A 26112-nucleotide genomic window follows, 5' to 3' on the forward strand; every position below is an offset into this window, starting at 1 on the left:
GCCAAAGCCCGGACAGCAAGGCGGAATCGCTTTACCCTCAACCGGTACGGGAGGGGTCCGGGAGATGTCGTACATGCTCGTGCAGTCGCCCGCGTTGGCTGCTGCGGCAACTGACTTGGCGGGGATCGGGTCGGCGCTCGGGGAGGCGGCCGCGATTGCGGCGGCGCCAACGAGTGCCATTGCCGCGGCGGCAGCCGACGAGGTGTCGTCGGCAATTGCCGGCCTGTTCGAGAGCTTCGGCCAGGAGTTTCAAACGGTCAACGCGCAATTCGGCGCCTTCTACGCCGGAATTGTTCAGCGGCTGACCGCCACGGTGGAGTATTACGCCAACGCCGAAGCGATCAACACCGCCCAATTGGTGCAAAGCGTCACGGCCGGTCTGACCACGCCGACCGTCGGCGCACCCACGAACGTCACTACCGCGATCATCATGGGCGGCACCGGCACCCCGATACCTGGTGCCACCTACCTCAATGCCGTCAACAGTCTCTTCGTGCAGCCGATTTCACCTGGAGCGATTGTCCAGGCCTTGTTCACTCCCGAAGAGCTGTATCCGATCACCGGTGTCAGGTCGCTGCCTCTGGCGACATCGGTGTCCGAGGGGCTGCAGATCCTCAATGCGGCCATCGGAGAGCAACTCGCGGCCGGAAACAACGTCACGGTTTTCGGTTACTCCCAGAGCGCCATCATCTCGTCGCTGCTGATGGAGCACTACATTTCCCTTGGTCCGAATATGCCGGACCCTTCGCGACTCAGCTTCATCCTGACCGGCAACGAGATGAACCCCAACGGCGGCATTCTGGCACGCATCCCGGGGCTCAACATCACCACATTGGGCCTGCCCTTCTACGGCGCCACCCCGGACGGTCCGTACCAAACGACCACCTACACACTCGAATACGACGGCTTCGCCGACTTCCCGCGATACCCACTCAACATTCTGTCCGACATCAACGCGGTGTTTGGCATTCTCACCGTGCACACGACCTATGCCCAGCTCACTCCGGCGCAGGTGCAGTCGGCCATTCAATTGCCGACTCAGGGCCCGACGACCAACGAGTACTACATCATCCCGCACCCGGACCTCCCGCTGCTCGACCCGGTCCGGGCGATCCCGGTCATCGGGGAACCGATTGCCGCACTTGTACAACCGAACCTGAAGGTCATCGTCAACCTGGGCTACGGCGACCCGAACTACGGCTATTCGACGTCACCGGCGAATGTGCCGACACCGTTCGGGCTGTTCCCCGACGTGCCACCGGACGTGATCGCCAATGCTCTCGTCGCCGGCACCCAGCAGGGCATCAACGACTTCCTGGCCGTGGCGCCGACGGCACTCACCACCCCGCCGGTGATCAGCCCGCCCGCGTTCCCGCCCTTGATCCAGCAGTACATCGGGCCGCCGCCGCCGACCGTCCCGGCCACACCGGTCAACATCGTCAACACGCTGGCGTCGGTGGTGTCCACCGGCTACTCGGTTCTGCTCCCGACCGCCGACCTGGGCACGGCGTTCCTGACCACCATGCCGGCCTACGACGCGACGTTGTTCTTGAGCCAACTCGCGCAGGGAAATCTGCGCGATGCCATTGAACTGCCACTTGCCGCCACTGCCGGATTGGCAGCGCTGGGCGGCATGATCGAGTTCATCGCCGTGGTCGAAGCCGCGGCCGAGATCGTTCAGGATTTGCAAAGTCTCGGTATTTGATAAGCAATTTCTGCACAAACGTGCCATTTTGAGCGCACTTCTTTATTAGACTTCATTCAATAACTTGCTTTTGCGTCAAAACCCGTACATGAATGGCCGCAAGCCATTACGCTGAACCAATTGTTTCCACCAGTAGGTCTGGTGGCAGGGGGCACGGGGGTAGGCGATGACGCAGCTGTTGGTGGACCCGCAGATCATCACAACGGTCGCCGCGGACATCGACAGCATCGGTTCGACGATCAGGGCAGCCAGTGCGGCCGCGGCAGCACCGACATCGGGCCTGCTGGCGGCGGCCTCCGACGAGGTCTCGGCGGCGATCGCGAATCTCTTTGGCGCACATGGACAGCAATTCCAGGCGATGGTCGGCCAGGTCGACGCATATGCTGGTCGATTCCAACAGTCGCTGGCCGCGGCAGCGAACGCCTATGTGCAAACCGAGAACGCAGCAGCCGCCGCCCTGACCGGAGCCTTGGGCGTGGCTGCCGCCCCGGCGGCGCTGCCGCCGGCGTTGCCGTTCACCAATCCGCCATTCCCGGCTCTGGACACTTCGGTATTCATCGGCCCCACGGGAGTGCCCATACCGCCGCCGGCTTATGCCACGCTTGCCAACGAGCTTTATGTGCATGCAACCGGTCTCCAACAGATCCTGTACACGCCGGAAGAGCTGTATCCGATCACCGGCGTCAAAAGCTTGACGCTGAATCAGTCGGTTTCCGAGGGCTTGACAATTCTCGGAAATTACGTTCAGTCCCAATTGGCGATCCCCGGAAATTCCGTCACCGTGTTCGGCTACTCGCAGAGCGCCATCATCTCTTCGTTGTACATGCAGCAGCTGGCGGCCGCGGGCTTCCCCATCGCACCGGCCGACCTCAATTTCATCCTCGTCGGCAACGAGATGAATCCCAATGGCGGCATGCTCGCGCGGTTCCCGAACCTGACGTTGCCGACGCTGGGCCTCGACTTCTATGGCGCCACACCGTCCAACACGCCATACAACGTGGCCATCTACACACAGGAGTACGACGGCTTCGCAAGCTTCCCGCGGTACCCGATCAACTTCATCTCGGATCTCAACGCGGTGTTCGGTATCGCCACCGTGCACACCAAATATCTGAATCTGACGCCCGCGCAGGTCGACAGCGCCATCCAGTTGCCGACGTCGCCCGGCTACTACGAAAACGGCGGTAAGACGTACTACTACATGATCCCGACCGAGGAACTGCCGCTGCTGACCCCGCTGCGGGCGATACCGGTGATCGGCAACCCCCTGGCCGCGCTGATCGAGCCCAACCTGGAAGTCATCGTCAATCTGGGTTACGGCGACCCGAATCTGGGTTACTCGACCGGCTACGCCGATGTGCACACCCCGTTCGGGTTGTTCCCTGAGGTCAGTCCCGGCACCCTCGTCGACGCGTTCGCCAGGGGGACGCAGCAGGGCATCACCGATTTCCACACCGAGCTGCAGGCCCTGGCCGCCCATCCGCCGCAGCTCCCGACGTTCACCCCGCCGCAACCGACCGACATCCTGGCGAAGCTCAGCCAGCTGCCGTCACCCGAGAAGGTCGTCAACACCGCGGCCACGGTCATCTCGACCGACTACGCAGTGCTGCTTCCGGCGGCCGACACCGTGATGGCATTCGCTACCACGTTGCCGCTGTACGACTCTCAGCTGTTCGTGGAACAGTTGGCGCAAGGCAACCTCGTCAATGCGATCGGCTATCCGATCGCCGCGGACGTGGGACTGGCCACTATTGCCGGCATTGTCCAGTTCCTTGTCATCTCGAAGGCGATCTCCCAAAACATCAGCGACATCCGGGCCCTCATTCCCTGAGCCCCGTATCGCTGCGGCTAAACGCCAGACAGCACCGCGAGATCCCTCTACGCTGACGACCATTGCCTGTCGGGAAGGGTCGTAAATTCATGTCGTTTCTGCTTGCCGAGCCGGAGTTCATAACGACGGCTGCCGCGAACATCGAGGGGATCGGCTCAGCGCTCAGCAGCGCCAGCGCAGCGGCCGCGGCACCGACATCGAGTGTGCTGGCGGCCGCCGCTGACGAAGTGTCGGCGGCGATCGCGAATGCCTTTGGCGCGTACGGCCAGGAGTACCAGGCCGTGCTTACGCAGATTTCGGCTTTCCAAAACCAATTCCAGCTGTCATTGGCAGCAGCGGCGACGGCCTATGCCAACGCCGAGACAGCGATCGCCACCGGTTTGCAGGGCTTGTTGGGCGGCACCGCCGCACAGACCTTCGCGCCGACCGCGGCCGCACTGCCGCCGTTCCCGCCCAATCCGGTGTCGATCATCATGGGCGGCACCGGCGTTCCGATCCCCACCGCGAAACTGATCAACGGCGCTCTCAACCTCTACATCCGACCCGACGCCCAGAATCCCACCGTCTCGTTCCCGCTCTACACCCCAGAAGAGCTGTACCCGCTCACCGGTGTTCGGAGCATGACGCTGAATGCGTCAGTGCAAGAGGGCGTGAACATTCTCCACAACACTCTTACCGAGCAGTTGGCCAATCCCGCCAACAAGGTGACCGTGTTCGGCATCTCGCAGAGCTCCGTCATTGCATCGCTGGAGATGCAAAGGCTTGCGGCCCTGGGCAATCCCTACGTCGGCCAGCTCAACTTCGTACTGACCGGCAACGAGATGAACCCCAACGGCGGCATGCTGTCCCGTTTCCCCGGACTTTCGCTGCCCGCCCTGGGATTGGACTTCTACGGCGCGACGCCGTCCAACACGCCTTATCCGGTCGCCAACTACACACTCGAATACGACGGCTTCGCCGACTTCCCGCGTTACCCGATCAACTTCATCGCCGACCTCAACGCCTTGGCCGGCATCGTCTTCGTGCACCCAACGTATTTCGACCTGACGCAGGCTCACGTCGACAGCGCCGTGCAACTACCGACATCGCCGGGATACACCGGGAATACCACCTATTACATGATTCCCACCGAGAACCTGCCGCTGCTGGCGCCGCTGCGGGCGGTGCCGGTGATCGGGAATCCGCTGGCCAACCTGATCCAGCCCGACCTCAAGGTGCTGGTGAACCTGGGCTACGGCGACCCGTACCACGGCTACTCGACGAGTTACGCCGACGTCCCGACCCCGTTCGGGCTGTTCCCGGAGGTGCCGCCACACGTCATCGCCGACGCGCTGGTCGCTGGAACCCAGCAGGGCATCCACGACTTCACCCGCGACGTGCAGCTCCTCGCCGCGAATCCGGTGACGCTGCCCACGTTCGCACCGCCGAGCACGGGCGACCTCATGACAGCCGCGTTGAAGCTCCCGTCGCCGGAAAAAGGTTGTCAACACGGTTGCGTCGATCATCTCGGACGACTACGCGGTGCTGCTGCCCACCGCTGACATAGGCCTTTCTTTCGCGACAACGATGCCGCTGTACAACGCTCAGCTCTTCGTGGAACAGCTAGCGCAGGGCAACCTGATCAACGCATTCGGGTACCCGATCGCGGCCGACATCGGCTTGGCCACGATCGCCGGCGGGGTAGAGGGGCTCACCATACTCGCGGCGCTGAGCAACAACGTCAAGGACATCCAGGGCCTCTTCGCCTGAATTTTTCGCATACCGGACACCCGAGGGACCCCCAGCGAATTCACAGAAATTTAGGGCAGCTATCCACGCGATTTTCACCACCTAACGACCGGACCGTTTTAGGCTCACTGGTGCCGGACTCCCCGAATGGCTGAACGCGCCAGCCCAGCGACGCCGTAGCGGTGTGGGCTCCGGCCGCTACGAAACACATTGGCCGTGAAGGGATTCCGCATGTCCTATTTGACGACGCAACCGCAACTTCTGACCGCAGCCGCCGAGAACCTGGCGGGCTTGCAGGCATCGCTCAACGAAGTGAACGCGGCCGTAGCCGGCCAAACCACCGGGCTGGCTGCCGCCGCGGCCGATGAGGTCTCAGAGGCAGCGGCGCAGCTGTTCCGTGCCTTCGGCCTGGAGTACCAGGAGGTTATCGGGCAGGCGACGCTGTTCCAGGAACAGTTCCAGCAGGCACTGGCGTCGGCCAGCCTCTCTTATGCCGAGGCCGAATTCCGCAACGCGGCCGCCGTGGGGAGCGCTCTGGCCGCCGCGTCGCCGCTTGAGGCGCTGCTGGCCCCGGTGGTCGCGCCGCTGCAGCCGCTGCTGGCGCCCATCCAGTCATTGTTCGCCCCGGCAGTGAACCCGGCCGGTCCCGGCACTCCCGTCACATTGCCGGTAGGTCCGCCGCCGGGGCTGGCCAACACGACCTTCGAATCGGTGTTGATCATGACGGGCAGCGGCACACCGATCCCCTCGCTGCCTTACATGGCCAGCGTGCGGCCGTGGATCCAGTTCTTGACCGGAATGGCGCCGTCGCTACCTCTTAACACCCCCGAGGGCTTGTACCCGCTCACCCAGATCAAGGACCTACCGCTCACCCAGTCGGTCCAACTGGGCACTCAGATGCTGCACAACGCGCTGTTCGGACCCACCGAGGGATTGATATCCCACGGCACAAGCGTTTCCGTTCTGGCTTATTCGCAGAGCGCGATCCTGTCGTCAATGGAATTGCGCAACTTGATGGCGCTTGGCATCCCGTTCGATCCGGCTACGCCACTGAGCTTCACCCTGCTGGGCAACCCGATGGCACCCAACGGCGGACTGCTATCCCGCTTCCCGGGCTTGTCCATGCCGGCTCTGGGCCTGGACTTCTTCGGACCCACGCCATCGGGCTCGGGCTACCCAGTCGACACATTCTCGCTGCAGTACGACGGTTACACCCAGTTCCCGAAGTATCCCATCAACTTCCTGGCCGACCTGAATGCGTTCCTGGGTATCCAATCCGTGCACGGCGACTATCCGAGCATCATCCGGCCGGACGGCACCCTTGCTCCCGGTTACAACGCCATCCAACTGCCGGTCTCGCCCGGCAACAACGGCCTGGATCGCTACTACCTGATCACCTACGACGGTCTGCCACTGGTGCAGCCGCTGCGCGCAATTCCGTTCTTCGGCAACGCATTTGCTGACCTGGTCGAACCGAACCTGACCTACCTGGTGAACTGGGGGTACGGTGACCCGCACCTCGGCTACTCGACCGGTTACGCGGACGTGCACACCCCGTTCGAGCTGCTCCCGCCGATCCCGGAGAATTTCGTCGGCGATCAGATCACCCTCGCCAATCAGGGCTGGGGTGCCTTTGTCGGCGACATCAGCGCCATGGTTCCGACGTCACTGCCGTCGCTGACCGACCTCCTGCCGAGCGGCGGCAGCGGCGGCGGTGGCGGTGGCGGCCTTCCGTTCGCACTGCCACCCGCCACCGGCTTCTCCGTCGATGGCATCTTCGACGCGATCAAGGCGGCGAACACCAACATCACCACCGCAATTACCAGTGCGGGCGCCGACGGCTACGCCCTGCTGCTACCGACCGCCGACATCGCGAACACGATCGCCACCACACTCCCGTCGTATAACTTCAACCTGTTCCTCGACGGAATCCAGCAAGCCGTCAACGGTGACCCGATGGGGATCGTCAACGCATTCGGCAATCCGATCGCCGCCGACGTCGCTTTGTTGACCCTGGCCGGCGGGTTCCAAACCATCGTGACGATCGACACGATCTCGTCGGTGATCGGCGACCTCACCGGTAGCGCGAACTGAAGACTTGACCTCGCTTAAGGCTCCAGCACCACTTTGCCGAGCACCCCGCCGGCGTCCAGCGTCTCCAATGCGGCCCGGGCCTCGGACAGCGGATAACGCTGTGGCGGTGGGGGTTTCAGCCCCAATGCGACCAGCTGGTTGAGGCCCGCGGAGAACTGCACGGCCGAACCCGGAACCTTGTTGAGGTATTCACCCCAGGCGACACCCAGTACGCCGACGTTGCGCAGCAACAGCTGGTTGACGGTCAACGTCGGGATGCTTCCTGCCGCGAACCCGATCACCAGCAATTTGCCGTCAATCGCCAAAGCGCGGATGGCGTCGTCGAAGGCGCGGCCACCTACGGGATCGACGACGATGTCCACCCCTTGGCCGTTGGTGTGCTCGTGCACCTTGTCGACCCAGCCGCGGGCCAGGTGCAGGACCTGATCAGCTCCGAGTGCTGCAACGTAGTCCATTGCGCTTTCCCGGTGTACGACGCCGATAACCTGGCTGGCGCCCATCGCCTTGGCGATCTGGACGGCGGCCGTGCCTACCCCGCCGGCGGCGCCGAGTACGAGCACCGTCTGGCCGGGACGCATCACCGCGCGCCGCGACAGCGCGAAATACATGGTGTTGTAATTGACCAACAACGACACGGCTTCCGCATCGTCGAGCTCGTCGGGGCTGCGAATCACGTTCGAAACCGGTACAGCGACCCGCTCGGCGTAGCATCCGAGCACACCGAACGCCGAAACCCGTTCGCCCACGCGAAAACCCGACTCCGCAGGCGCCGAGCGCACCACTCCGGCAGTCTCCATGCCCGGCACGAACGGCGGCGACAACTTGAGCTGGTATTTGCCTTTGGTCAGAAGCAGGTCCGGGAAGCAGACTCCGGCGGCGCGTACCTCGATGACGATGTTGCCACCGCCATCGGATACGTCGTCAACATCGGTATAGACCATGCCGGATGGGCCGGAAAGCTTCTGAACGACACAGGCTTTCATTACATTTAGAGCTTGAATCCAGCTTTTTGCGCCGCCGACAGGTCGGTGATCTCACTCCAGTGGTCCGCGATGTCCTGCACCGTCGGCGGCTTGTCGAAGTTGAGCCCCTCGTTCTGGAACAGTGCCACCCGCTGCACCTTGCCACCGCCGACGACGAAAACCGATGCGTTGTCCGGGTTTTCCTCGGTGCACAGGTAGGCCACCACTGGGGCGACAAACTCGGGCGTGAGCTTCTCGAGCACCTCGGGGGGCATGATGTCTTCGGTCATCCGGGTGGCGGCGATCGGGGCCACGGCGTTGGCGTGGATGTTGTACTTGGCACCCTCCAGCGCCAGGGTGTTGATCAGGCCGACAAGGCCGAGCTTGGCCGCCCCGTAGTTGGTCTGGCCGAAGTTGCCGAACAGCCCGCTGGTCGAGGTCGCGACCACCACCCGGCCGAAACTCTGCTCGCGGAAGTGCGGCCAGGCGGCACGGATGACGTTGTACCCGCCATAGAGGTGCACCTTGAGCACCGCGTCCCAGTTCTCGAACGTCATCTTGTGGAAGGTGCCGTCGCGCAGAATCCCGGCGTTGCTCACCACACCGTGCACGGCGCCGAACTCGTCGAGCGCGGTCTTGATGATGTTGGCCGCACCCTCAGGTTCTGCGACGCTGTCGTAGTTGGCGACCGCGCGGCCTCCCGCGTCCCGGATCTCGGTGACCACGTGGTCGGCCATCGCCGATCCGCCGCCCGTGCCGTCCCGGGCACCGCCGAGGTCGTTGACGACGACGCTCGCGCCCTCCCGGGCGAGGGTGAGGGCGTATTCACGGCCCAATCCGCCACCGGCTCCGGTGACTACGACGACGCGATCCTGCACTCCGGGCATCAGGTTCCTCTCTGGGGCTATCAAGGTTAAGCACCGGCACCGGGAGACAACCGGTGCCGTCGTGGGCGGACGTCAGGCTAGAACAGTTTGCGAGCCAGCTTGAAGGCTCGGTCGGTGTAGGGCGGGTAGATCATCGCGGAGAAGTCGGGGCGGGTCGGCTTGGTCAGCACCGACTTGCGGTGACTGAACTCATCGAACCCCCACTTCCCGTGGTAGGCACCCATGCCCGAGTGTCCGACGCCACCGAATGGCAGCTTGGCCGTCGACACCTGGAAGGCGAGGTGGTTGACCAGCATGCCGCCCGCGGAGACCTCTTTGATCACGCGCTCGCGGGTCTCCTTGGACTTGGTGAACACGTAGGCCGACAGCGGCTTGGGGCGGGAGTTGATGAACTCGATCGCCTCGTCGAGCGACTTGACCGTAATCACCGGCAAAATCGGGCCGAAGATCTCGTTCTGCATCAGCGGCCCCTGCGGATCGGGGTCGACGACCACCGTCGGCTGGATACGCAGGCTCGATGCGTCACACTTGCCGCCGGCGGCGACCTTGCACTTGCCGCCGGCCTTCGCCTCGGCCTCCGCCTCGCTGATGTAGCCGCTCAGCCGGTCGAACTGGCGCTGGTTGACGATGCGCAATCCGGCCTGGTTCTCCTTGGCCCGGAACTTGGTCAGGGAAGCGCTGATCTTCTCGACCAGCTCGTCGCGGATCGTCGCGTCGGCCAGTACGTAGTCGGGCGCGACGCAGGTCTGCCCGGCGTTCATGATCTTGATCCAGGCGATTCGCTTGGCCGCGACGTCCACGTCCGCATCGGCCGCCACGATCACCGGGCTCTTGCCGCCCAGTTCCAGCGTGACCGGGGTCAAATGCTTGGCCGCACCCTCGTATACCTTGCGACCGATCTCGGTGCCACCGGTGAACAGGACGCGGTCCAGGCCCTGGGCGATCAGCTCCTGGGTGACCGTGCCGTCGCCCTCGACCACCGCGACAGCATCTCTGTCCAGGTACTTGGGCACCAACTCGGCCATCAACCGGGACGACGCCGGAGCGATTTCGGAAGGCTTGAGGATCACGGCGTTGCCCGCCGCCAGAGCGCCGACCGCGGGGCCCAGAGTCAGATAGAAGGGGTAGTTCCACGCGCCGATGATCAGCACGGTTCCGTAGGGCTCATATTCCACCCAGCCGCGGCCGGGCAGCTGCGGGGCCTCGAGCAGCAGGTACTTGCGACGGGTCCACTTGCGCAGCTTCTTGGCCGCGTACTTGGCCTCACCGGCCGTGGTGGCGATGTCGGCGATGAACGCCTCGACAGCGTTGCGGTCCAGGTCTTCGGCCAGGGCGGCGGCGATTGCCGGCTCGTTCTCTTCCACCAGCTTGGCCAGCTGCAGCAACTGGTGCTTTCGCCAGGCGATGTCGCGGGTACGTCCGGTGGCGAAAGTCCGGCGCAGCCGGGCCACGGTCCCGGGGATGTCGGGTGCGTCGGGGGCCGCGTGCCCATTGGCGGTCTCAGAACCGGCCTTGGGTGGGGATTCGGTGGTCATCGTTGTCCTTCCTTCACCTATCAAACCCGTGATAGACGCGATCCTAGTCACCCCGCTCGGGCGGCAGTAGGACGGCAATAGGAAAGATCAGGACACACCGCTCGTTCAGCGTTTGGCCGCCGTCACGAAACTGTTCAGGAACGGGCGGTCTTCGGTCTGTGGCGGCCGCCCCAACCGTGCCCCTTCGTCGCGCGCCGACACCGCCTCGGCCGCCCAGCCGCGCGCGGCAAACCAGTCCGCCGGATCGGGACGGCCTCCGTCGTCGAACCACAGATCGAACGGGTTGAACGACGTGTCCTGGCCGCGTGCCGCCCGCCGGGCGCGGAGTTGCTCCCACCTCTGTTGCGCGTCGGCACGCTTCTCGTCGTCGACCCCGAAGACCTCGACGGCGACCCGGCTGCCCGGTGCGCTCAGCGCATCGATCGAACTGAACATCGATTCCTGCGCCGTGGCCGGAAGGAACGGCAGTAGCCCCTCGGCCAGCCAGGCCGTCGGCCGATCGACGTCGAAGCCGGCGTGGCGCAGCGCCTGCGGCCAGTCATGACGCAAGTCGACGGCGACCGGTCGGCGGTCCGCGGTCGGTTCGGCACCGATGCCGGCCAGGGTGGAAGCCTTGTATTCGAGCACCTTGGGCAGGTCGATCTCGTACACGGTCGTGCCGGCCGGCCAGTCCAACCGGTAGGCGCGGGAATCCAACCCGGCGGCCAGCAGCACCACCTGCCGGATGCCGGTCGTGGCGGAGCCGGCGAAGAATTCGTCGAAAAAGTGGGTCCGCACGGCCTGGTAGTTGATCATCTGCTGGGAGTCCACCGTGTACTCCGGGTCGTCATCCGGCTCGGGCGCCCACCACGCGGCCACCTGTTCCCGGACCCCGGCCAATTCCGGCGTGGACACCAACGGCTCGGCGAACTCGTCCCGGATCAGCGGATCGGCGCCGGTGGTTTCCGCGGCGCGCGCCAGCGCGACCATGACCGCGGTCGCTCCCACGCTTGTCGCGATGTCCCAGGAGTCGTCCGCGGTGCGCGGCATTACAGCCGCTCCGCGGTCACGAACTCGGAGAACGCATCCTTGTCGTCGGCCATCGGCACCTCGGCGACCCAACGGCCCAACCGCTGCATCTCATCGGCGGAACTTTGTCCGACGGCCTGCCAGCCGTGGCCGTTCAGCCAGCCGGCTAACGGAGCCCGATGCTCGTCGCGATACATCAGCTCGCCGACGTCGATGGTCTCCTCCAGACCGATCTGCTCGGCGATCTTCTTGAACCGCGCCCGCATCTGCTCGCGCCGTTCGTCGGCATGGGACGCGGCGGTCTCCGCGGCGATCCGGCTTCCGGGCGGGCTCAGCTCACCCACCTGGGTGAACAACCTGTCCTGCGCTTCTGCGGGAAGGTACATCAGCAGTCCCTCTGCCAGCCACGCCGTCCGCGCAGTCGGGTCGAACCCCGCTGCGCGCAGCGCGGCGGGCCAGTCCTGGCGCAAGTCGACGGCCACCGCACGGCGGTCCGCGGACGGCGTCACCCCGTTGTCGGCCAGCGTCGCCGACTTGTACTCCAGCACCTGCGGCTGGTCGATCTCGTAAACGGTGGTGCCGGCCGGCCAGTCCAGCCGGTAGGCCCGCGAATCGAGTCCCGAGGCGAGAATGACGATCTGCCTGATCCCGGCCGCGGCGGCATCGGCGAAGAAGGTGTCGAAGAAGTTGGTCCGTACCGCCTGGTAGCCGCGCATGTGCCGGATCATCGCGGCGGCTTCGGCGTCCATACTCTCGACCTTGGCCGCCACGGACGGATCCAGCATGGCCTCCCACAACACCCCGGCATTGGCCTGGGTGACCAGGAGCTTGGCGTAGGGGTCGCGGATCAGGGCGTCGGGCTGCTCGGTTTCGACGGCTCGCGCCGCGGCCACCATGACCGCGGTGCTGCCGACGCTGGTCCTGATATCCCAGGTGTCGTCGTGGCTGCGCAGTGTGCTCATCTGCGTGTTCTCACTCTCTACGAATCGTCAACTGATCTAGTCGCCCACATCAGCGTGGTCGTGACCGCCTCGTGGGCCAGGTCCTCAGGTACCGGGCGACCCAGCCGCGCCATCTCCTGGTGATTGGCGGTGCTCTCGACCTGCCAGCCATGTTCGCCCAACCAGTGCGCGGGATCGGACCGGTCCGGCTCGTGGTAAGTGAGGGCCTCGACGTTGACATCAAGCCCCAGCCGGTCACGCATCCGGTTCCAGCGCTGCCTGTTCCCGTCGATCCGCATCGTGAATGCCTCGACGGCGATCCGGCTGCCCGGCGCGCTCAACTCGGTGCACATCTCGAACAGCCGGTCCTGGGCGTCGCTGGGCAGGTAGGCGAGCAGACCTTCGGCCAGCCATGCGGTCGGCCGGCCGGGCTCGAAGCCGGCGGCGATGAGGGCGGCCGGCCAGTCCTCCCGCAGGTCAACCGGGACGGCATGGCGGTCCGCGGCAGGGGCCGCGCCGTGCGCAGCCAGGATCGAGGCCTTGTAGTCCAGCACCTTGGGCTGGTCGATCTCGTAGACCTGGGTGCCGCCCGGCCAGCGCAGCCGGTAGGCCCGCGAGTCCAGACCGGCCGCCAGGATCACCACCTGACGAATGCCGGCTTCCCCGGCGGCGGCGAAGTACTCGTCGAAGTAGTGGGTGCGCACAGCCTGGTAGTCGCACCCGATCCGGTGCAGCCGTTGCCCGTGTCGGTCACCGTCCAGCCAAGCGATGTCGGGATCGGCCAGCCTGGCCCACGCCGGACCGGCCGACGAGACCAGCGCGGCGGCGAACTCATCACGGATCAGTGGGCGCGGGCCCGCCGTCTCGACCGCGCGGGATGCGGCGACCGCCAACGCGGTGGCGCCGACGCTCTCGGTAATTTCCCAACTGTCGCCGGCGGTCCGCAGCGAGGGCGAGTCGAGATCAGTCATGACCCGCCCATGATACCTAATAAGTTAGGCAATCTATACGCTTTGTGCGCCAGTTCACTGCGGAGTCCACACACTGCCGGCGATCAACTGCCGCAGCGTGTCGAGGATGTTTTGCACCTGCTGGTAGTCGCCGACGAACCCCGCGTAGAACCCGACGCCGCACAGCACCAGCAACAACACCTCGGCCAGGGAATCGACCTCCACGTCCGCGGCGAGTTCCCCGCTGCTGACCGCATCGTTGACTGCCCAGACGAGAAACTCCCGGGTCATCCGCACCGCGTCGTTCTCGTCCCGGCGCAGTTCCGGATGCCGCTGCGAGTCCAATACCGCGGTAGCCAAAAATGCTGCGGTGCAAGGGTTTTGGGCGTCCACCTCCATCGCCACGGTGATGAAAGCGGTGACCCGGGCGATCAAGGTGGTCTCCTTGCGCGCCCGGTCGACGCCAGCGCTGACGACGAGGTCGTTGGTGCGGTCGGCGACCTCGCCGTACAAGACCCGCTTGCTGGCGAAGTAGTGATTTATCGCCGGCCGGGTCAGATCGGCGCGCATGGCAATGGCCTGGAACGTCGCGCCGTCGTAGCCGCGCTCGCTGAACACCTGACGCGCGGCACGCACAATCCGCTTACGCGTCTCATCGGCCTTCGCGGCCGGGGGACGTCCCGGCCCGCGACTTGCCACTTGCGGCATTACTAGAGTGTGCCACCGCCACGCTGCGGCATCACCGCGTTCGCCGGGATGCCGCCAAACTTGCCGGCTTGATAGTCATCGAGCGCCTGGATCACCTCGGCCCGCGTGTTCATCACGAACGGCCCGTAGTGGAAAACCGGCTCCCGAATCGGCTGCCCGCCCAGCAGCAGCACGTCGAGCACCGAGCGGCCGCCCGCGACGGAGATCCGGTCACCCGGCCCCAGCACCGCCAACTGCCCCTGCTTGATCGGGTGCCCGACCGGTCCGACGGACCCTTCACCGGAGAGCACATACACCAGGGCGTTGAAGTCGCGGCGCCACGGAATGTTAAGGCGCGCACCAGCTTCTATCGTCGCGTGCGCCATCGTGATCGGGGTGTGGGTGATGCCCGGCCCGCGGTGGCCGTCGATCTCACCGGCGATGACACGAACCAGCGCACCGCCGTCATCGGAGGAGAGCAGCTTGGTATCGGTGCCCTCGATCGCCTGGTACCGGGGTGCGGCGAACTTGTCCCGTTTGGGGAGGTTCACCCACAGCTGGATGCCGTGAAACTTGCCGCCACGATTTACCATCTCGACGGGCGGAGTTTCGATGTGTAGAATGCCCGATCCTGCGGTCATCCATTGCGTGGCGCCGTCGGTGATCAGCCCGCCACCGCCATGGGAATCCTGGTGCGCGAACGTTCCGTCGATCATGTAGGTCACCGTTTCGAAGCCCCGATGGGGATGCCAGTCGGTTCCCCGCGGTTCGCCGGGTTCGTAGTCGACTTCGCCCATCTGGTCCATGTGCACGAACGGGTCCAGTGCGGTGGAACTGACCCCGGCGAACGCGCGCACGACCGGAAAGCCCAGTCCCTCATAACCGCGCGGGCCGGTGGTGATCGATCGGACCGGGCGTTCGGTGTCGGCCGCAGTGGCCGGACCGATCCGGGTCAGGGTGAGTGTGTCTGCGGTGATAGCTGGCATTTGCCGCCTCCTCTTCGGTTGCCCGATATAACCGGACTAGAGTCCACTTATTCCCAGGCCGCATACCCGGCTGGCTACGATGGCCTGGTGGACGACCCGGAGCCGGATCAGGCGCCCGCTCGCAACGTGCCCTACCTGCCCAAATGGCTCGGACTAGGCATCACGATCGGCGTCATCGCCGGTCTCGGCGCGGTCCTGTTCTATCTCGCCCTGAAATACACCGGCGAATTTCTGCTCGGTTATCTGGCCGGCTACCACGTGCCGACCCCGGTGGGTGAAGGCGGCGACCATGGGTCGGCCGGATTCGTCCGGGCATGGGCCATCCCGCTGGTGACGACGGGCGGGGCGTTGCTCTCGGCGCTCATCGTGGCAAAGCTGGCCCCGGAGGCGACCGGGCACGGCACCGACGAAGCCATCGAGGCGGTGCACACCGATCCGCGCGCCATTCGCGGACGGGCGGTGCTGGTGAAGCTGGTGGCCAGTGCACTCACCATCGGGTCGGGCGGATCGGGGGGTCGGGAAGGCCCGACCGCGCACATCTCGGCCGGGTTCTGCTCGTGGCTGACCCGTCGGCTCAACCTGTCCGACGAGGACGGGCGCATAGCGGTGGCGCTGGGCATCGGCGCCGGCATCGGCGCGATCTTCGCCGCGCCGCTGGGCGGCGCGGTGCTGGCCGCCTCGATCACCTACCGCGACGACTTCGACTACCGCAGCCTGCTGCCCGGCTTTATCACCTCAGGCACGGCGTACGCGGTGCTCGGTTCGTTCCTGGGCTTCGAGCCGCTGTTCGGCTACATCGACGCCGAATACCGCTTCGAGCGGGCCGGCCCGCTGCTGTGGTTCGTGGTGATCGGCGTGGTCGCGGCGGCTGTCGGCTACCTGTACGCCCGCACCTTCCACGCCTCTGTCGCGCTGACGCGCCGCCTGCCGGGCGGTCCCATCGTGAAACCGGCCGTGGGCGGGTTGCTGGTCGGCTTGCTGGGCCTGCTGATTCCGCAGGTGCTCAGCAGCGGCTACGGGTGGGCGCAGCTTGCTGCCGATCGCGGCACGCTGCTGGCGCTTCCGCTGTGGATCATCGTGGTGCTGCCCGTCGCCAAGATCGTCGCCACCTGTCTGTCGATCGGCAGCGGCGGCTCCGGCGGCTTGTTCGGGCCGGGGATCGTGATCGGCGCGTTTGTCGGCGCCACCGTGTGGCGGCTGGCAGAGCTGGCCGGACTGCCGGGAGTGCCCGAGCAGCCCGGCATCTTCGTCGTGGTCGGCATGATGACCTGCTTCGGCAGCGTCGCCCGGGCCCCGCTGGCGGTCATGATCATGGTCGCCGAGATGACGGGCTCGTTCTCAGTGGTGCCAGGAGCGATCCTGGCCGTCGGGATCGCCGCGCTGCTCATGTCGCGGACCAACGTCACCATGTACAGGGCACAGCGGCTCGACCGCCAGACCGCCCAGCGGGAACGGCAGGCGACCGAGCGCGCCCGGAACACCGCTCTGGATCAGGACTGATCGCGAGCCGAACTCGCCGCGTCCTTCTCGCTCGATGCGCCCTCGTGAGTCAAGCTGCCACCCGCGCTCTCCAGGTGGGCGCGGACGAACCACTGGTACTGCTCGAGCTGACCCGCGTGACCGATCAGCAGATCCTGCGTGACCGGGTCGAGTTCCTCGGTCTCCTCGATGCTCTTGCGGAGATCTTCGATGACCCCGGTGTAGACCAGGTCCAGTGCGGCCAAGTGGGACTGCACGCAGTCACGGCCGATCGAGTAGTCGTCCCAGGTACGGTCCCGCACGATCGCGCCAGGGGTGCCCTCGGGTGAACCGCCCAGCGCCGCAATGCGCTCGGCGACCTCGTCGGCGTACTCTCGGACCGTCTTCACCTGTGGGTCCAGCATCTCGTGCACACCGATGAAGTTCGGGCCAACCACATTCCAGTGCACGTGCTTGAGCGTCAGATGAAGATCGTTGTAGGTGCTCAGTTGCTTCTGCAGCAGCTCGGTGAGCCGCACTCCCTGCTTGTCGGTCAAGCCCGGAATTGTGAACTGCGCCATGGATTTCTCTCCTGATTTCGCCTGCACGGTTTCTACTCTTCGCTTGGGTACCCGATGGCCCGGTCCCTAATCGCTGCGCAAAACCGCTACAGAAAGCGGATGTGCTGCACCGGCAGTCGGGCGCCGCGGCGGGGCTCGTAGGCCAGTCCGCTGGCTTCCAGCAACCGGACCACGCGGTGCCGGTGGGGCCGCATCGGCTCGAGCAGCTCGAGCATTCCGGCGTCGTCGACGGGTCGGCCGATCAGCGTCCAGCCGATCATCTTCGGGACGTGGTAGTCGCCGACAGACACCGCATCGGCGTCACCGAATGCCCGCTGGGCGGTCTCGGCCGCGGTCCACACGCCGACTCCAGGCAGGGTCATCAGCGCCGCGCGGGCCTGGGCAGACGGCACCGACACCAGCCGTTCCAGTGCTGACGCTCGGCGGGCAGCGCCCACCACCGTCTGCGCCCGCCCGGGGTCGACATTGGCCAGATGGAACTCCCAGGACGGGATGTGGCGCCACGTGTGCGCCGACGGCGGCACCCGCATGCCGTCCGGCGCCGGACCAGGTGCCGGAGTCCCGTATTTGGTCACCAGCACCCGCCAGGACCGGAAGGCGTCCGCGCCGGGCACCCGCTGCTCGATGATCGCCGGGATCAGTGCCTCCAGCACCCGGCCCGTTCGGCCCAGCCGCAGGTGCGGTACGCGTTGATGTGCCGCGGCGACGGTCGGATGGTGCGCGACGAAATCCGAGTCGTCGTCGTCGGCGCCGAGCAGCGCGGGCAGTGACTCGAGAAACTCGGCCGCTCCGCTGCCCCATGCCGAGCAATCCACTTCGGCGACGCCCGCACGACTGATCCGCGCCGTCACCGGGCCGCTGGACAGCAGGCTGGTCCGCCAGATTGTGCCGTCGCCCGCGGCCCGAAAACACGGGTCCCGGGGACCCCGCCGCAGCGGCGCCAGGGTATGGCCGAAGCTGACCGCGCCGGGGAGCGTGACGGTTCGCGCGATGGTCAACCCGGTGCTTCTCCTATCCGATAGCCGAACGGTTGTCCGTTTCCTGGCGTCATCGATTGACCCCCAACTATGTCGCAAGTCAGGATGACGTTTGTGATGACGCCGTGACGACGCCATTTGACGACCCGCAGGCTGAACTCGCGTGGATGTTCCTGCAGAACCTGTGCCAGGGCGGAGACTTGGAAGAGGGCTTCGCGCTGCTGGCCGACGACTTCACCTACTGGAGCATCGTCACTCGTAGGACTCTGGACAAGGAGACGATGCGCCGGGCCAACGAGCGGCGCATGCAGGTCTTCGACGTCAGTCACATCGACCTCCTCCGCTGCGTCAACGAGGGGGAGACGGTAGTGATCGAGGGGCAGACGGAAGGTGTAACCGGCGACGGCGCGAAGTACGAGAGTCCCTTCGTCTGCATCTTCGAGACGCGCGACGGCATGATCACCTCGCTGCGGGAATACAGCGACACTCAATCGTTCGCGCGGATGTTCTCCTGAGCGCCTACTAGGGGGCTGCTATACGAGGGTGATCTCGGCCTTGTTCGGGTAGAAGGCAACGTACCCGGCGATCGCGGCCACCGCGGGATAGGGCTGTTCGTAGGTCCAGATCGCATCCGCCACCGTGTCGCCGGCCGTCGTGGTCACGCTGTAGTAACTGGCTTCGCCCTTGAACGGGCAATAGCTGCTGGTGTCGGTGCGTGTCAGCCGATCTTGCACCACATCTGCGAGCGGAATGTATTGCACCACGGGCAAACTCGCCTCTCGCAACGCCAGCGCAGCGGTGGTGTCGGCGATAAGTTCGCCGTTGACGCGCACCTGTACCCGGCTTGGGTTGGGCTCGATGGTGATGGGGTGCCCGGCATTGGGCTCTTTGATCTCCGGATGGCTCATGGTTATCTGCAACACCTCTCGTCGGTCAGCATTCCCGGCCGAATGCGTAGCGGTGATACTGCGCCATGTTGCGCAGTGCCGGTACCGCGGACATGGCGCGCCCCAGCAGGCGCATCGGGGCGGACACGAGTTCGAAGGTGTCGCTGTCGAACACCGACTGCCACAGCAGCAGTCGCAAGCCCGGCACAGCGTCCAAGATGTCGGCGGGCGTGTCGATCCCCCAGTGCAGGATCGAGCCGGAGCGACGGACGACGGAATTGATCACCTGTGTCCTGATCCCGAACGTGTTGAACGCGTCGAACTGCAGTTCACCCGACCCGAACCGGTCGACGACGCGACGCAGCAACGTCAATCCGTCTTCCTTGGTCAGGTACATCGTCAGGCCCTCGCCGATGAACAGGGCAGGGCGGTCCGCCGGGATCTCAGCCAGCCAGCCCGAATCTGTCACCGACGCCGGCAATGTCACGCAGCCGGCCCGTTCCGGATAAATCCGGTTGCGCAGCTCGATCACCTCTGGGTAGTCGACGTCGTACCAGCGCACCCCCGGACCCGGGTCGATGCGGAATATCCGGGCATCCAGCCCGCACCCAACGTGGAGCACGACGGCCTCGTCGTGGACGGCGAGGAATTGACGCACCCAGCTGTCGAAGTGGGCGGTCCGGATCGCCACCGACGGTGCCCGGCGCGGCGTGATGGTGGTTACGCCCCAGTCATAGTCGATGCGCGCCACCGCCGCCTTCGCATACTGGTCCCGCAGGATCGGATGTGGCGCGTCGGCATCGAGTGCCTTGGCGTACAACGTCGCAAGCATGGTCTGCGGCGGCCCGTTGAAGTCGACGTGAACCCGGTCCACCCGCGCCAGCTTAGGCCCGCAGACCAGCCAGGATCATCTCCGCGAAGGTGTCGCCGATCTCGGTCAGCGTGTTGCGCCCGCCCGGGACGTACCAACGATGGATCCAGTTGTGCATGCCCAGGATGCCGAGCATGACCAGGCGCGGGTCCAGATCGGCGCGGAACACCCCGGACCTGATCCCCTCGGTGACGATGGCGGCCAGTGTCTTGCCGTAGGCATCGGCGTTGGCGACGATGTCTCGTGCCTCGAAAGTGGCCGCCAGATACTGACTTTCGCTGAACAGCAAGAAGAGCTCCGGGTGTTCGGTGAGGCCTTCGACGAAGGCGCGCAAGGCATAGCGAAGCTTCTCGTCGGCCGCCAGATTCGACGCAAGTGCCTCGCCGCAGCGCCGCGTCATCTGGTAAGCCGGTTGTTCGATCAACGCGACGAACAACTCCTCCTTGGACCGGACATAGGAGCATAGTGAGGCGCGGTCGATGCCCACCTCGATGGCGACGTCTTCCAGCCGGGCCCGCGCGAACCCTTCCCGACGGAACAATTCGATCGCGACTTTTCGGATCAGCTGCCAACGTTCGTCGTCGGCACGGCGCGCGTTGTCGCTTTGCTGGCTTGCGACTGAAATCTTGGTCCCCCTACGCCGTCGGCACCGACCAATTTATCAAGCCAGGTCGACAGTGGCGCTACTTTGCCCCATCTGCCAATCTGTATGTTGACCGCCGTCTCGAAACGGGCTCGGCCGGCGGTACATCCGGCGGGCGACCATAGGGACATCCGGGCAAGATGGCGCAGGTTGACTTAAGTGACGCTAGGCCCTCGCTCGACGCGCTGACCGCCTCCGCACCCGAGCGACAGCCAGCCGAATTCGAACGCCTGCACGCGTTGGCTTCCTTTGCGGTGCTCGATACCCCGGCGGAGAAGGTGTTCGACGACCTCACCGCCCTCGCCGCGCACGTCTGCGCCGCGCCAATCGCGTTGATAAGCCTGGTCGATGCCGAACGGCACTGGTTCAAGTCCAGGCGCGGGTTCGACCTGACCGAGGTCCCCCGCCGGCACTTCTTCTGTGCGCACGCGCTGCACAGCCCGGAGCCGCTGACCGTTGCCGACGCCCGGCTCGATCCACGCTTCGCCGCCAGCCCCCTGGTAGCCGACGGGCCGCGGTTGCGCTTCTACGCCGGTGCCCCGCTGCGTACCAGCGACGGGTATGTCCTGGGCACATTGTGCGTGCTCGACACCGAGCCGCGGGTGCTCGGTGACACCGCGCGCCGGTTCCTGACGATGCTCGCGGACCAGGTGATCAGCCAACTGGAGATGCGCCGGCAGGGCGCGGCGCTGCGCCAACAGCAACGGATGCTGGCCGCCGTGCTGGAGCACACGGACGTCCTGATCTACGCCAAGGACGTCGACGGGCGCTTCGTGATGTCCAACGCCGCCCTGCAGCGCGTGACGCAGGTACCCGGAGGAATGCTCGGCCGCACCGACCACGAGCTGTTCCCCAGCGACGAGGCCGACGAATACCGCCGCCATGACACGCATATCATGGCCACCCGGGAACGGCAGGTATTCACCGAGGATCTGGTTCATTCCGACGGGACCACGCACCGGTACCGGTCCACCAAGTTCCCGTTGATCAACGAAGCCGGCGAGGTCATTGGCATCGGCGGGGTGTCGACGGACGTCACCGAACTCGACGCAGCGCGGGCGGCGCACGAGGCGGCCGAGCAACGTTGGCGTGCGTTGATCGAAGAGTCCCCCGTTGCGATGGCCGTGGTCGGCGCCGACGGGCAGGTTGCCTACGCCAATCCGCAAGCGATCGCGATGTGCGGGATGGACGCCGGGGCACGCGTCTCGAGGCGGTCCGCGTTTGACTTTCTCCCCGCCGGCGGCCGCGGCGGCGGCCAGGAACTGCTGGCCCGGCTGCTGGCGGGCGGGGCGCCACTGCGGGGGCACCAGAGCGCGCTGCAGTGCGCGGATGGAACCCGGGTGACCGCGGAGATCAACGCCACGTTGATCACCTACCGCGGTCTGCCGGCGGTGTTGCTGGAAATGCGGGACGTGACCGCCGCGGCCGCTGCCCGGGCGGCGCTGGAGCATTCCGCCTCGACGGATCCGCTGACTGGCCTGCTGAATCGCCGCGGCTGGGATTCGAGTCTTTCGGCGCTGCTGCCGCACGTGCGTCAGGACGCTGCCCCCTGGGTGATTGCGCTGCTCGACTTCGACCATTTCAAGGCGTACAACGACGCCCACGGACACTCGCAGGGCGACGAGTTATTGCGCATCTTCGCCGGCACCGCCCGTTCCTCGCTTCGGGCGCATGACCTTTTCGCGCGCTGGGGGGGTGAGGAATTCATCCTGGCCCTTCCCGAGACGCCTCCGGAGGAGACCACCGGCATCCTCAATCGCATCCGCGCATGCATTCCCGCGGGCCAGACCTGCTCCGTCGGGTACACCACTTGGCTACCGCCGGAAGCGCTCACCCATGCGGTGAACCGCGCCGACGCCGCCCTCTACCAGGCGAAGACGCTGGGCCGCGACCGGATCGAACGCGCCTGAGTCGGTTTCGCCACGGCGCTAGCCGGAGCGGCTCTTGCCCTTGCGCATGTCCGCCCAGAAGCGCGCCGCTTGGCGAATCGATTCCTCCACCGGACGCGGCTGCCAGCCCAGCTCGCGAACCGCCTTGCCGTGGTCGACATGGGCTTCGGCGCGCATCATCCGTACCGAGTCGAGGCTCAGTTCGGCGTCCGTGCCGGTGAGACGGGCCCGCAGGCTGCCCATCGCGCCGAGGGCGTACAGCACCGGCACCGGGATCGACCGTTGCGGCGGCGGCACCCCCGCCTCGTCGGCGGCGATGCGCACCACATCGCTCAGCGGGATCATCCGTTCAGAGATCAAATACTTCTCGCCGTTGCGACCGCGCTCGGCGGCCAGGATCATCGCCCGGGCGGCATCGTCGACACCCACGACTTCCAGTTGGATGTCCTTCATCAGGAATGGGAGCTTGCCGAAGACGGCACCCGCGATGAACGCGCCGTGCGGCGTTCGGCCCCAGTCGCCGGCGCCGTAGGTCGTCGAGACGCACATAGCGACGGCGGGCAGGCCATGGTCAGCGACATACCGCAGCACCAGATCCTCGGCCTGCACCCGGGATTGGACATAGGGAGTGACCTTGCGGTCCGGGCCGATCCGGTCGGATTCGGTGGCCACGTGGCCATGCCGACGATCCACCGTCGCGTAGGTGCTGGTGAACACAAATCTGCGCAGGCCGGCCGCGACCGGCTCTTGTACGGCCACGTCCAGCACGTTGCGCAGGCCCTCGACGTTGGTACGGAACAGCGGCGCGGGGTCGCGCAACCACGCACGGGTGTCCACGACGCAGTAGTAGACGTCGTCGCAACCGGCCATCGCCTCCCGCACCGTGTCGGTGTCGAAAACGTCGCCCTGAAAACGGGTGACGTCCAGATCGTCGATCGCGCGGGTATTCGCCGTCGGGCGCACCATTACTCGCACCTGGTTGCCGTCCTCGACGAGCAGGCGAGTGACATGCGACCCGAGAAAACCGTTGGCACCGATCACCAGTTTCGTTGTGCCGCTCACGAAGTGCCGCCGTACTGCTTCAGAAATTGCGCCGCGTCGTCGTCCAGGTTGCCGTGTTCCCGCGCTTTATGGCACCACTTCAGTGCGGCCTGCACGAAGCGCAGCGGGTTGTAGATGTCCTCCTGCTGGCGCCACAGCCCGTCACCGGCGTAGGTGATGATCGAGATGTTGGTCGCGGTGATCACGCTGCCGTCGCCCGGGTCGCGCATCGGGTTGTCCAGTTCCATGATGATGCGCCCGGTGGGCTCGTCGATGACCGACCACAGTGAGGGGAACTCCACCATGTGGCTGCCCGGGAACGACGTCATCGTGCGCTGGATCCAGCTCCGCACTTCGTCGCGGCCGTTCATGGTGCCCGCCGCGTGCTCGATGTAGAGCACGTCGGGTGTGTAGTGCTGTACCCAGGCGTTCCAGTCGTGTGTTTGCGCGGCTTGCGCGACCGTTTCCTCGAATTTTTCGAAGGCGGCCGCCAGTTCGCCGCGCGGGAATTTCGGGCCGCTCACGAGCCGTTCCACCTCACGGGCGGAGTGTAGCCTGGGGGTCCCCGGGCGGGTTAGGAGGACAGCAATGACGAGCACACAGAAGGCCATCCTGGCCGGTGGCTGTTTCTGGGGCGTGCAGGACCTGATTCGCAAGCAACCCGGGGTGATCGCCACGCGGGTGGGCTACACCGGTGGCGAGGTCCCGAACGCCACCTACCGCAATCACGGCAACCACGCCGAGGCCGTCGAGATCGTCTTCGACCCGTCGGTTACCGACTACCGGACCATCCTGGAGTTCTTCTTCCAGATCCACGACCCGAGCACGCGCAACCGGCAGGGCAACGACCGGGGCCCCAGCTACCGGTCGGCCATCTTCTACCTGGACGATGAGCAGAAGCGGGTGGCCTTGGACACCATCGCCGACGTCGATGCGTCCGGCCTGTGGCCCGGCAAAGTGGTGACCGAGGTGAGCCCGGCCGGGGACTTCTGGGAAGCCGAACCCGAGCACCAGGATTACCTGCAGCGCTACCCCAACGGGTACACCTGCCACTTCGTGCGGCCGGGTTGGAAGCTGCCGCGCCGCGCAGAGGCCAACCGCTAGCGCCGGTGCACCACGATGCGCCCGCCGTCTTTGGGCGTGTAGGCGACCCCTCGGGAGTGCCGGCGCTCGCCGGGTGCGGTTGTCGGCTCAATGGTGAACTCGCGCAACACCGTACGTAACACCACGTCCATCTCCATGTTGGCAAACGCGGCACCAACGCACCGGCGGGTGCCGCCGCCGAACGGGATCCACGCGAACGCCGACGGCTTGCCGCCGAGGTAACGCTGCGGGTCGAAGCGCTCGGGATCGGCGAACACATCGGGGTTCTCGTGGATCTGCCCGATGTTGACGATGATCGAGTCGCCGCGTGGAATGACCCACTCGCCCAGCTGATAGGTCTCGGGGTACACGTGCCGTCCCGCCAGGTCGATCACGGTCCGCGCCCGCTGCACTTCCAGGATGGTCGCCTGGCGGAGTTCGCTGCCGCCGTTGTCGGCCTCTGCGACCAGGTCGGCCAATATCTCCGGGTGGCGGGTGATCCGTTCGAATGCCCAGGCGAGCGTGGATGCCGTGGTCTCGTGGCCGGCCGCCAGCAACGCTAGCAGCTCGTCGCCGATGTCCTTGCGAGACATGACCGAACCGTCTTCGTAGCGACTGCGCAGCATCAGGGCCAGCACGTCGTTGCGGTCGGCGAAGTTGGGGTCCGAGCGCTCCAGGTCGATCAGGCGGTCAATCACGCGGTCATAGTTCCGCCGAAATTCGACCAGCCTGCCCCACGGGCTGTACCGGCCGTACGTTCGTTTGGGCATCGGGACGGCGGCCAGGCGTGAGCCCAGCGTGACCCACGGCGGGATGATGCGGCGCAATTCGTCGAGCTCGGCGCCGTCGGCGCCGAAAACGGCACGCAGGATAGCGTTCAGGGTGATGTGCATCATCGATGGCAACGTCGGAAACAATTGTCCCTGCGGCCAATTCGCGGTCTCCCGCAGCGTCTCTTCCTCGATGATGGCTTCGTAGTTCTTCATGCTCTTGCCGTGGAACGGCGGCGCGAGCAACCGCCGCCGCCGGCGGTGATCGTCACCCTCGAGGCCGAACACCGAACCCGAACCGAACATCCGGCTCAAGTTGGGCTGAATGTTGCCCAGCGCGTCGGGGCTGGTGGTGAAGACCTGCTTGGCCAGTTGCGGCTCACCGATCACCACCAGGCGACCGTACATCGGGATGTGCACCGTGAAAACCGTCCCGTAGCGGTCGGCCAGCCGCCGCATCATCTGCCGGCGGAAGATCGAGAAACCCAAGCCCTGCAACAACTTCGGTATGCGCGCCCTAGGCGGCAGATGGACCGTTGACAACGGCGGCGCGTCGGTGATGGCGTGGCTCATGGAGGTGTAACTCCCAACGTCAGAC

General features: G+C 65.7%; 23 protein-coding genes and 1 pseudogene. 8 read left to right on the forward strand and 16 right to left on the reverse strand.

The window, feature by feature from the left end; genetic code table 11:
* Nucleotides 1-64 precede the first annotated feature (64 nt).
* The 4 genes and pseudogenes from BN972_RS19525 to BN972_RS19540 all read left to right on the forward strand — a co-directional run bounded on the left by BN972_RS19525 (nucleotide 65) and on the right by BN972_RS19540 (nucleotide 7358).
* Nucleotides 65-1705 carry a PE family protein gene (locus BN972_RS19525; protein ID WP_036361527.1) on the forward strand — a complete coding sequence of 547 codons (1641 nt, stop codon included), beginning with the start codon at nucleotides 65-67 and terminating at the stop codon, nucleotides 1703-1705.
* Between the two features lie 166 nt (nucleotides 1706-1871).
* The gene (locus tag BN972_RS19530) at nucleotides 1872-3536 is read left to right on the forward strand and encodes a PE family protein (RefSeq protein WP_036361529.1); all 1665 of its coding nucleotides are present in this window, start codon (nucleotides 1872-1874) and stop codon (nucleotides 3534-3536) included.
* Nucleotides 3537-3625: 89 nt separating this feature from the next.
* Nucleotides 3626-5285 (forward strand): annotated as a pseudogene (locus BN972_RS19535) (PE family protein).
* A 210-nt stretch (nucleotides 5286-5495) separates the two neighbouring features.
* Entirely contained in the window at nucleotides 5496-7358 is a 1863-nt protein-coding gene (locus BN972_RS19540; RefSeq protein ID WP_036363421.1) for a PE-PPE domain-containing protein, read from the forward strand.
* A gap of 14 nt (nucleotides 7359-7372) precedes the next feature.
* Here BN972_RS19540 and BN972_RS19545 read toward each other — a convergent pair whose 3' ends face one another.
* The 8 genes from BN972_RS19545 to BN972_RS19580 all read right to left on the reverse strand — a co-directional run bounded on the left by BN972_RS19545 (nucleotide 7373) and on the right by BN972_RS19580 (nucleotide 15314).
* Entirely contained in the window at nucleotides 7373-8341 is a 969-nt protein-coding gene (locus BN972_RS19545; protein WP_036361531.1) for an NADPH:quinone oxidoreductase family protein, read from the reverse strand.
* A gap of 5 nt (nucleotides 8342-8346) precedes the next feature.
* A complete protein-coding gene (locus BN972_RS19550) occupies nucleotides 8347-9207 on the reverse strand; it encodes an SDR family NAD(P)-dependent oxidoreductase (RefSeq protein WP_036361533.1) in 861 nt (286 codons plus the stop codon).
* Nucleotides 9208-9284: 77 nt separating this feature from the next.
* Nucleotides 9285-10742, reverse strand: coding sequence for an aldehyde dehydrogenase family protein (locus BN972_RS19555; protein ID WP_036361535.1), 1458 nt, complete (start codon nucleotides 10740-10742; stop codon nucleotides 9285-9287).
* A 105-nt stretch (nucleotides 10743-10847) separates the two neighbouring features.
* Nucleotides 10848-11771, reverse strand: a complete 924-nt coding sequence (locus tag BN972_RS19560) for a class I SAM-dependent methyltransferase (protein ID WP_036361537.1) — start codon at nucleotides 11769-11771, stop codon at nucleotides 10848-10850.
* Nucleotides 11771-12712 (reverse strand): class I SAM-dependent methyltransferase, encoded by a 942-nt coding sequence (locus BN972_RS19565; RefSeq protein WP_036361539.1) that lies wholly within the window; start codon nucleotides 12710-12712, stop codon nucleotides 11771-11773. The genes BN972_RS19560 and BN972_RS19565 overlap by 1 nt, the downstream gene beginning before the upstream one ends.
* A gap of 17 nt (nucleotides 12713-12729) precedes the next feature.
* Entirely contained in the window at nucleotides 12730-13662 is a 933-nt protein-coding gene (locus BN972_RS19570; RefSeq protein ID WP_036361540.1) for a class I SAM-dependent methyltransferase, read from the reverse strand.
* Between the two features lie 54 nt (nucleotides 13663-13716).
* Nucleotides 13717-14349, reverse strand: a complete 633-nt coding sequence (locus BN972_RS19575; RefSeq protein WP_080697027.1) for a TetR/AcrR family transcriptional regulator — start codon at nucleotides 14347-14349, stop codon at nucleotides 13717-13719.
* Nucleotides 14350-14351: 2 nt separating this feature from the next.
* Nucleotides 14352-15314, reverse strand: coding sequence for a pirin family protein (locus BN972_RS19580; RefSeq protein ID WP_036361542.1), 963 nt, complete (start codon nucleotides 15312-15314; stop codon nucleotides 14352-14354).
* An 87-nt stretch (nucleotides 15315-15401) separates the two neighbouring features.
* On the opposite strand from BN972_RS19580, the gene BN972_RS19585 reads away from it, so the two are divergent.
* On the forward strand, nucleotides 15402-16814 hold the full coding sequence (locus tag BN972_RS19585; protein WP_036361544.1) for a chloride channel protein: 1413 nt from the start codon (nucleotides 15402-15404) through the stop codon (nucleotides 16812-16814).
* Here BN972_RS19585 and BN972_RS19590 read toward each other — a convergent pair.
* On the reverse strand, nucleotides 16805-17353 hold the full coding sequence (locus BN972_RS19590) for a Dps family protein (RefSeq protein ID WP_036361546.1): 549 nt from the start codon (nucleotides 17351-17353) through the stop codon (nucleotides 16805-16807). The two genes, BN972_RS19585 and BN972_RS19590, sit on opposite strands and share 10 nt — an antisense overlap.
* An 86-nt stretch (nucleotides 17354-17439) precedes the next feature.
* Entirely contained in the window at nucleotides 17440-18351 is a 912-nt protein-coding gene (locus BN972_RS19595) for a DNA-3-methyladenine glycosylase family protein (RefSeq protein ID WP_036361547.1), read from the reverse strand.
* A 146-nt stretch (nucleotides 18352-18497) separates the two neighbouring features.
* Here BN972_RS19595 and BN972_RS19600 point away from each other — a divergent pair, with 146 nt between their 5' ends.
* Nucleotides 18498-18845 (forward strand): nuclear transport factor 2 family protein, encoded by a 348-nt coding sequence (locus BN972_RS19600; protein ID WP_099051187.1) that lies wholly within the window; start codon nucleotides 18498-18500, stop codon nucleotides 18843-18845.
* 18 nt (nucleotides 18846-18863) lie between these two features.
* Here BN972_RS19600 and BN972_RS19605 read toward each other — a convergent pair whose 3' ends face one another.
* From BN972_RS19605 to BN972_RS19615, 3 genes are read right to left on the reverse strand one after another with little or no spacing between them, the layout of a single operon-like run.
* Nucleotides 18864-19238, reverse strand: coding sequence for a DUF427 domain-containing protein (locus tag BN972_RS19605; RefSeq protein ID WP_036361550.1), 375 nt, complete (start codon nucleotides 19236-19238; stop codon nucleotides 18864-18866).
* A gap of 25 nt (nucleotides 19239-19263) precedes the next feature.
* Complete coding sequence (locus BN972_RS19610) at nucleotides 19264-20049, reverse strand: class I SAM-dependent methyltransferase (protein WP_051545754.1); 786 nt, start codon at nucleotides 20047-20049, stop codon at nucleotides 19264-19266.
* Between the two features lie 52 nt (nucleotides 20050-20101).
* Complete coding sequence (locus BN972_RS19615) at nucleotides 20102-20746, reverse strand: TetR/AcrR family transcriptional regulator (RefSeq protein ID WP_172831329.1); 645 nt, start codon at nucleotides 20744-20746, stop codon at nucleotides 20102-20104.
* A gap of 125 nt (nucleotides 20747-20871) precedes the next feature.
* Between BN972_RS19615 and BN972_RS19620 the strand changes: the two genes are divergently transcribed.
* Complete coding sequence (locus BN972_RS19620) at nucleotides 20872-22641, forward strand: sensor domain-containing diguanylate cyclase (protein WP_080697029.1); 1770 nt, start codon at nucleotides 20872-20874, stop codon at nucleotides 22639-22641.
* Between the two features lie 18 nt (nucleotides 22642-22659).
* On the opposite strand, the gene BN972_RS19625 is transcribed toward BN972_RS19620, so the two are convergent.
* Both BN972_RS19625 and BN972_RS19630 read right to left on the reverse strand, forming a co-directional pair.
* Entirely contained in the window at nucleotides 22660-23682 is a 1023-nt protein-coding gene (locus tag BN972_RS19625) for an NAD-dependent epimerase/dehydratase family protein (protein WP_036361556.1), read from the reverse strand.
* Complete coding sequence (locus BN972_RS19630) at nucleotides 23679-24185, reverse strand: nuclear transport factor 2 family protein (protein WP_036363433.1); 507 nt, start codon at nucleotides 24183-24185, stop codon at nucleotides 23679-23681. The genes BN972_RS19625 and BN972_RS19630 overlap by 4 nt, the downstream gene beginning before the upstream one ends.
* Before the next feature lie 64 nt (nucleotides 24186-24249).
* Here BN972_RS19630 and msrA point away from each other — a divergent pair, with 64 nt between their 5' ends.
* Complete coding sequence (msrA, locus tag BN972_RS19635) at nucleotides 24250-24765, forward strand: peptide-methionine (S)-S-oxide reductase MsrA (RefSeq protein WP_036361558.1); 516 nt, start codon at nucleotides 24250-24252, stop codon at nucleotides 24763-24765.
* Here the strand turns inward: msrA and BN972_RS19640 are convergent.
* Nucleotides 24762-26087 (reverse strand): cytochrome P450, encoded by a 1326-nt coding sequence (locus BN972_RS19640; RefSeq protein WP_036361560.1) that lies wholly within the window; start codon nucleotides 26085-26087, stop codon nucleotides 24762-24764. The genes msrA and BN972_RS19640 overlap by 4 nt on opposite strands.
* Nucleotides 26088-26112: the final 25 nt, after the last annotated feature.

The organism is Mycobacterium asiaticum DSM 44297, assembly GCF_000613245.1.
Taxonomy (GTDB): domain Bacteria; phylum Actinomycetota; class Actinomycetes; order Mycobacteriales; family Mycobacteriaceae; genus Mycobacterium; species Mycobacterium asiaticum.

Coding starts and splice junctions, on each gene's coding strand:
- BN972_RS19550 (WP_036361533.1), bottom strand. CDS start 9,207: ATGCCCGGAGTGCAGGATCGCGTCGTCGTAGTCACCGGAGCCGGTGGC.
- BN972_RS19620 (WP_080697029.1), top strand. CDS start 20,872: ATGGCGCAGGTTGACTTAAGTGACGCTAGGCCCTCGCTCGACGCGCTG.
- BN972_RS19530 (WP_036361529.1), top strand. CDS start 1,872: ATGACGCAGCTGTTGGTGGACCCGCAGATCATCACAACGGTCGCCGCG.
- BN972_RS19640 (WP_036361560.1), bottom strand. CDS start 26,087: ATGAGCCACGCCATCACCGACGCGCCGCCGTTGTCAACGGTCCATCTG.
- BN972_RS19610 (WP_051545754.1), bottom strand. CDS start 20,049: ATGCTTGCGACGTTGTACGCCAAGGCACTCGATGCCGACGCGCCACAT.
- BN972_RS19590 (WP_036361546.1), bottom strand. CDS start 17,353: ATGGCGCAGTTCACAATTCCGGGCTTGACCGACAAGCAGGGAGTGCGG.
- BN972_RS19545 (WP_036361531.1), bottom strand. CDS start 8,341: ATGAAAGCCTGTGTCGTTCAGAAGCTTTCCGGCCCATCCGGCATGGTC.
- BN972_RS19565 (WP_036361539.1), bottom strand. CDS start 12,712: ATGAGCACACTGCGCAGCCACGACGACACCTGGGATATCAGGACCAGC.
- BN972_RS19540 (WP_036363421.1), top strand. CDS start 5,496: ATGTCCTATTTGACGACGCAACCGCAACTTCTGACCGCAGCCGCCGAG.
- BN972_RS19560 (WP_036361537.1), bottom strand. CDS start 11,771: ATGCCGCGCACCGCGGACGACTCCTGGGACATCGCGACAAGCGTGGGA.
- BN972_RS19605 (WP_036361550.1), bottom strand. CDS start 19,238: ATGAGCCATCCGGAGATCAAAGAGCCCAATGCCGGGCACCCCATCACC.
- BN972_RS19575 (WP_080697027.1), bottom strand. CDS start 14,349: ATGCCGCAAGTGGCAAGTCGCGGGCCGGGACGTCCCCCGGCCGCGAAG.
- BN972_RS19580 (WP_036361542.1), bottom strand. CDS start 15,314: ATGCCAGCTATCACCGCAGACACACTCACCCTGACCCGGATCGGTCCG.
- msrA (WP_036361558.1), top strand. CDS start 24,250: ATGACGAGCACACAGAAGGCCATCCTGGCCGGTGGCTGTTTCTGGGGC.
- BN972_RS19600 (WP_099051187.1), top strand. CDS start 18,498: ATGTTCCTGCAGAACCTGTGCCAGGGCGGAGACTTGGAAGAGGGCTTC.
- BN972_RS19525 (WP_036361527.1), top strand. CDS start 65: ATGTCGTACATGCTCGTGCAGTCGCCCGCGTTGGCTGCTGCGGCAACT.
- BN972_RS19555 (WP_036361535.1), bottom strand. CDS start 10,742: ATGACCACCGAATCCCCACCCAAGGCCGGTTCTGAGACCGCCAATGGG.
- BN972_RS19570 (WP_036361540.1), bottom strand. CDS start 13,662: ATGACTGATCTCGACTCGCCCTCGCTGCGGACCGCCGGCGACAGTTGG.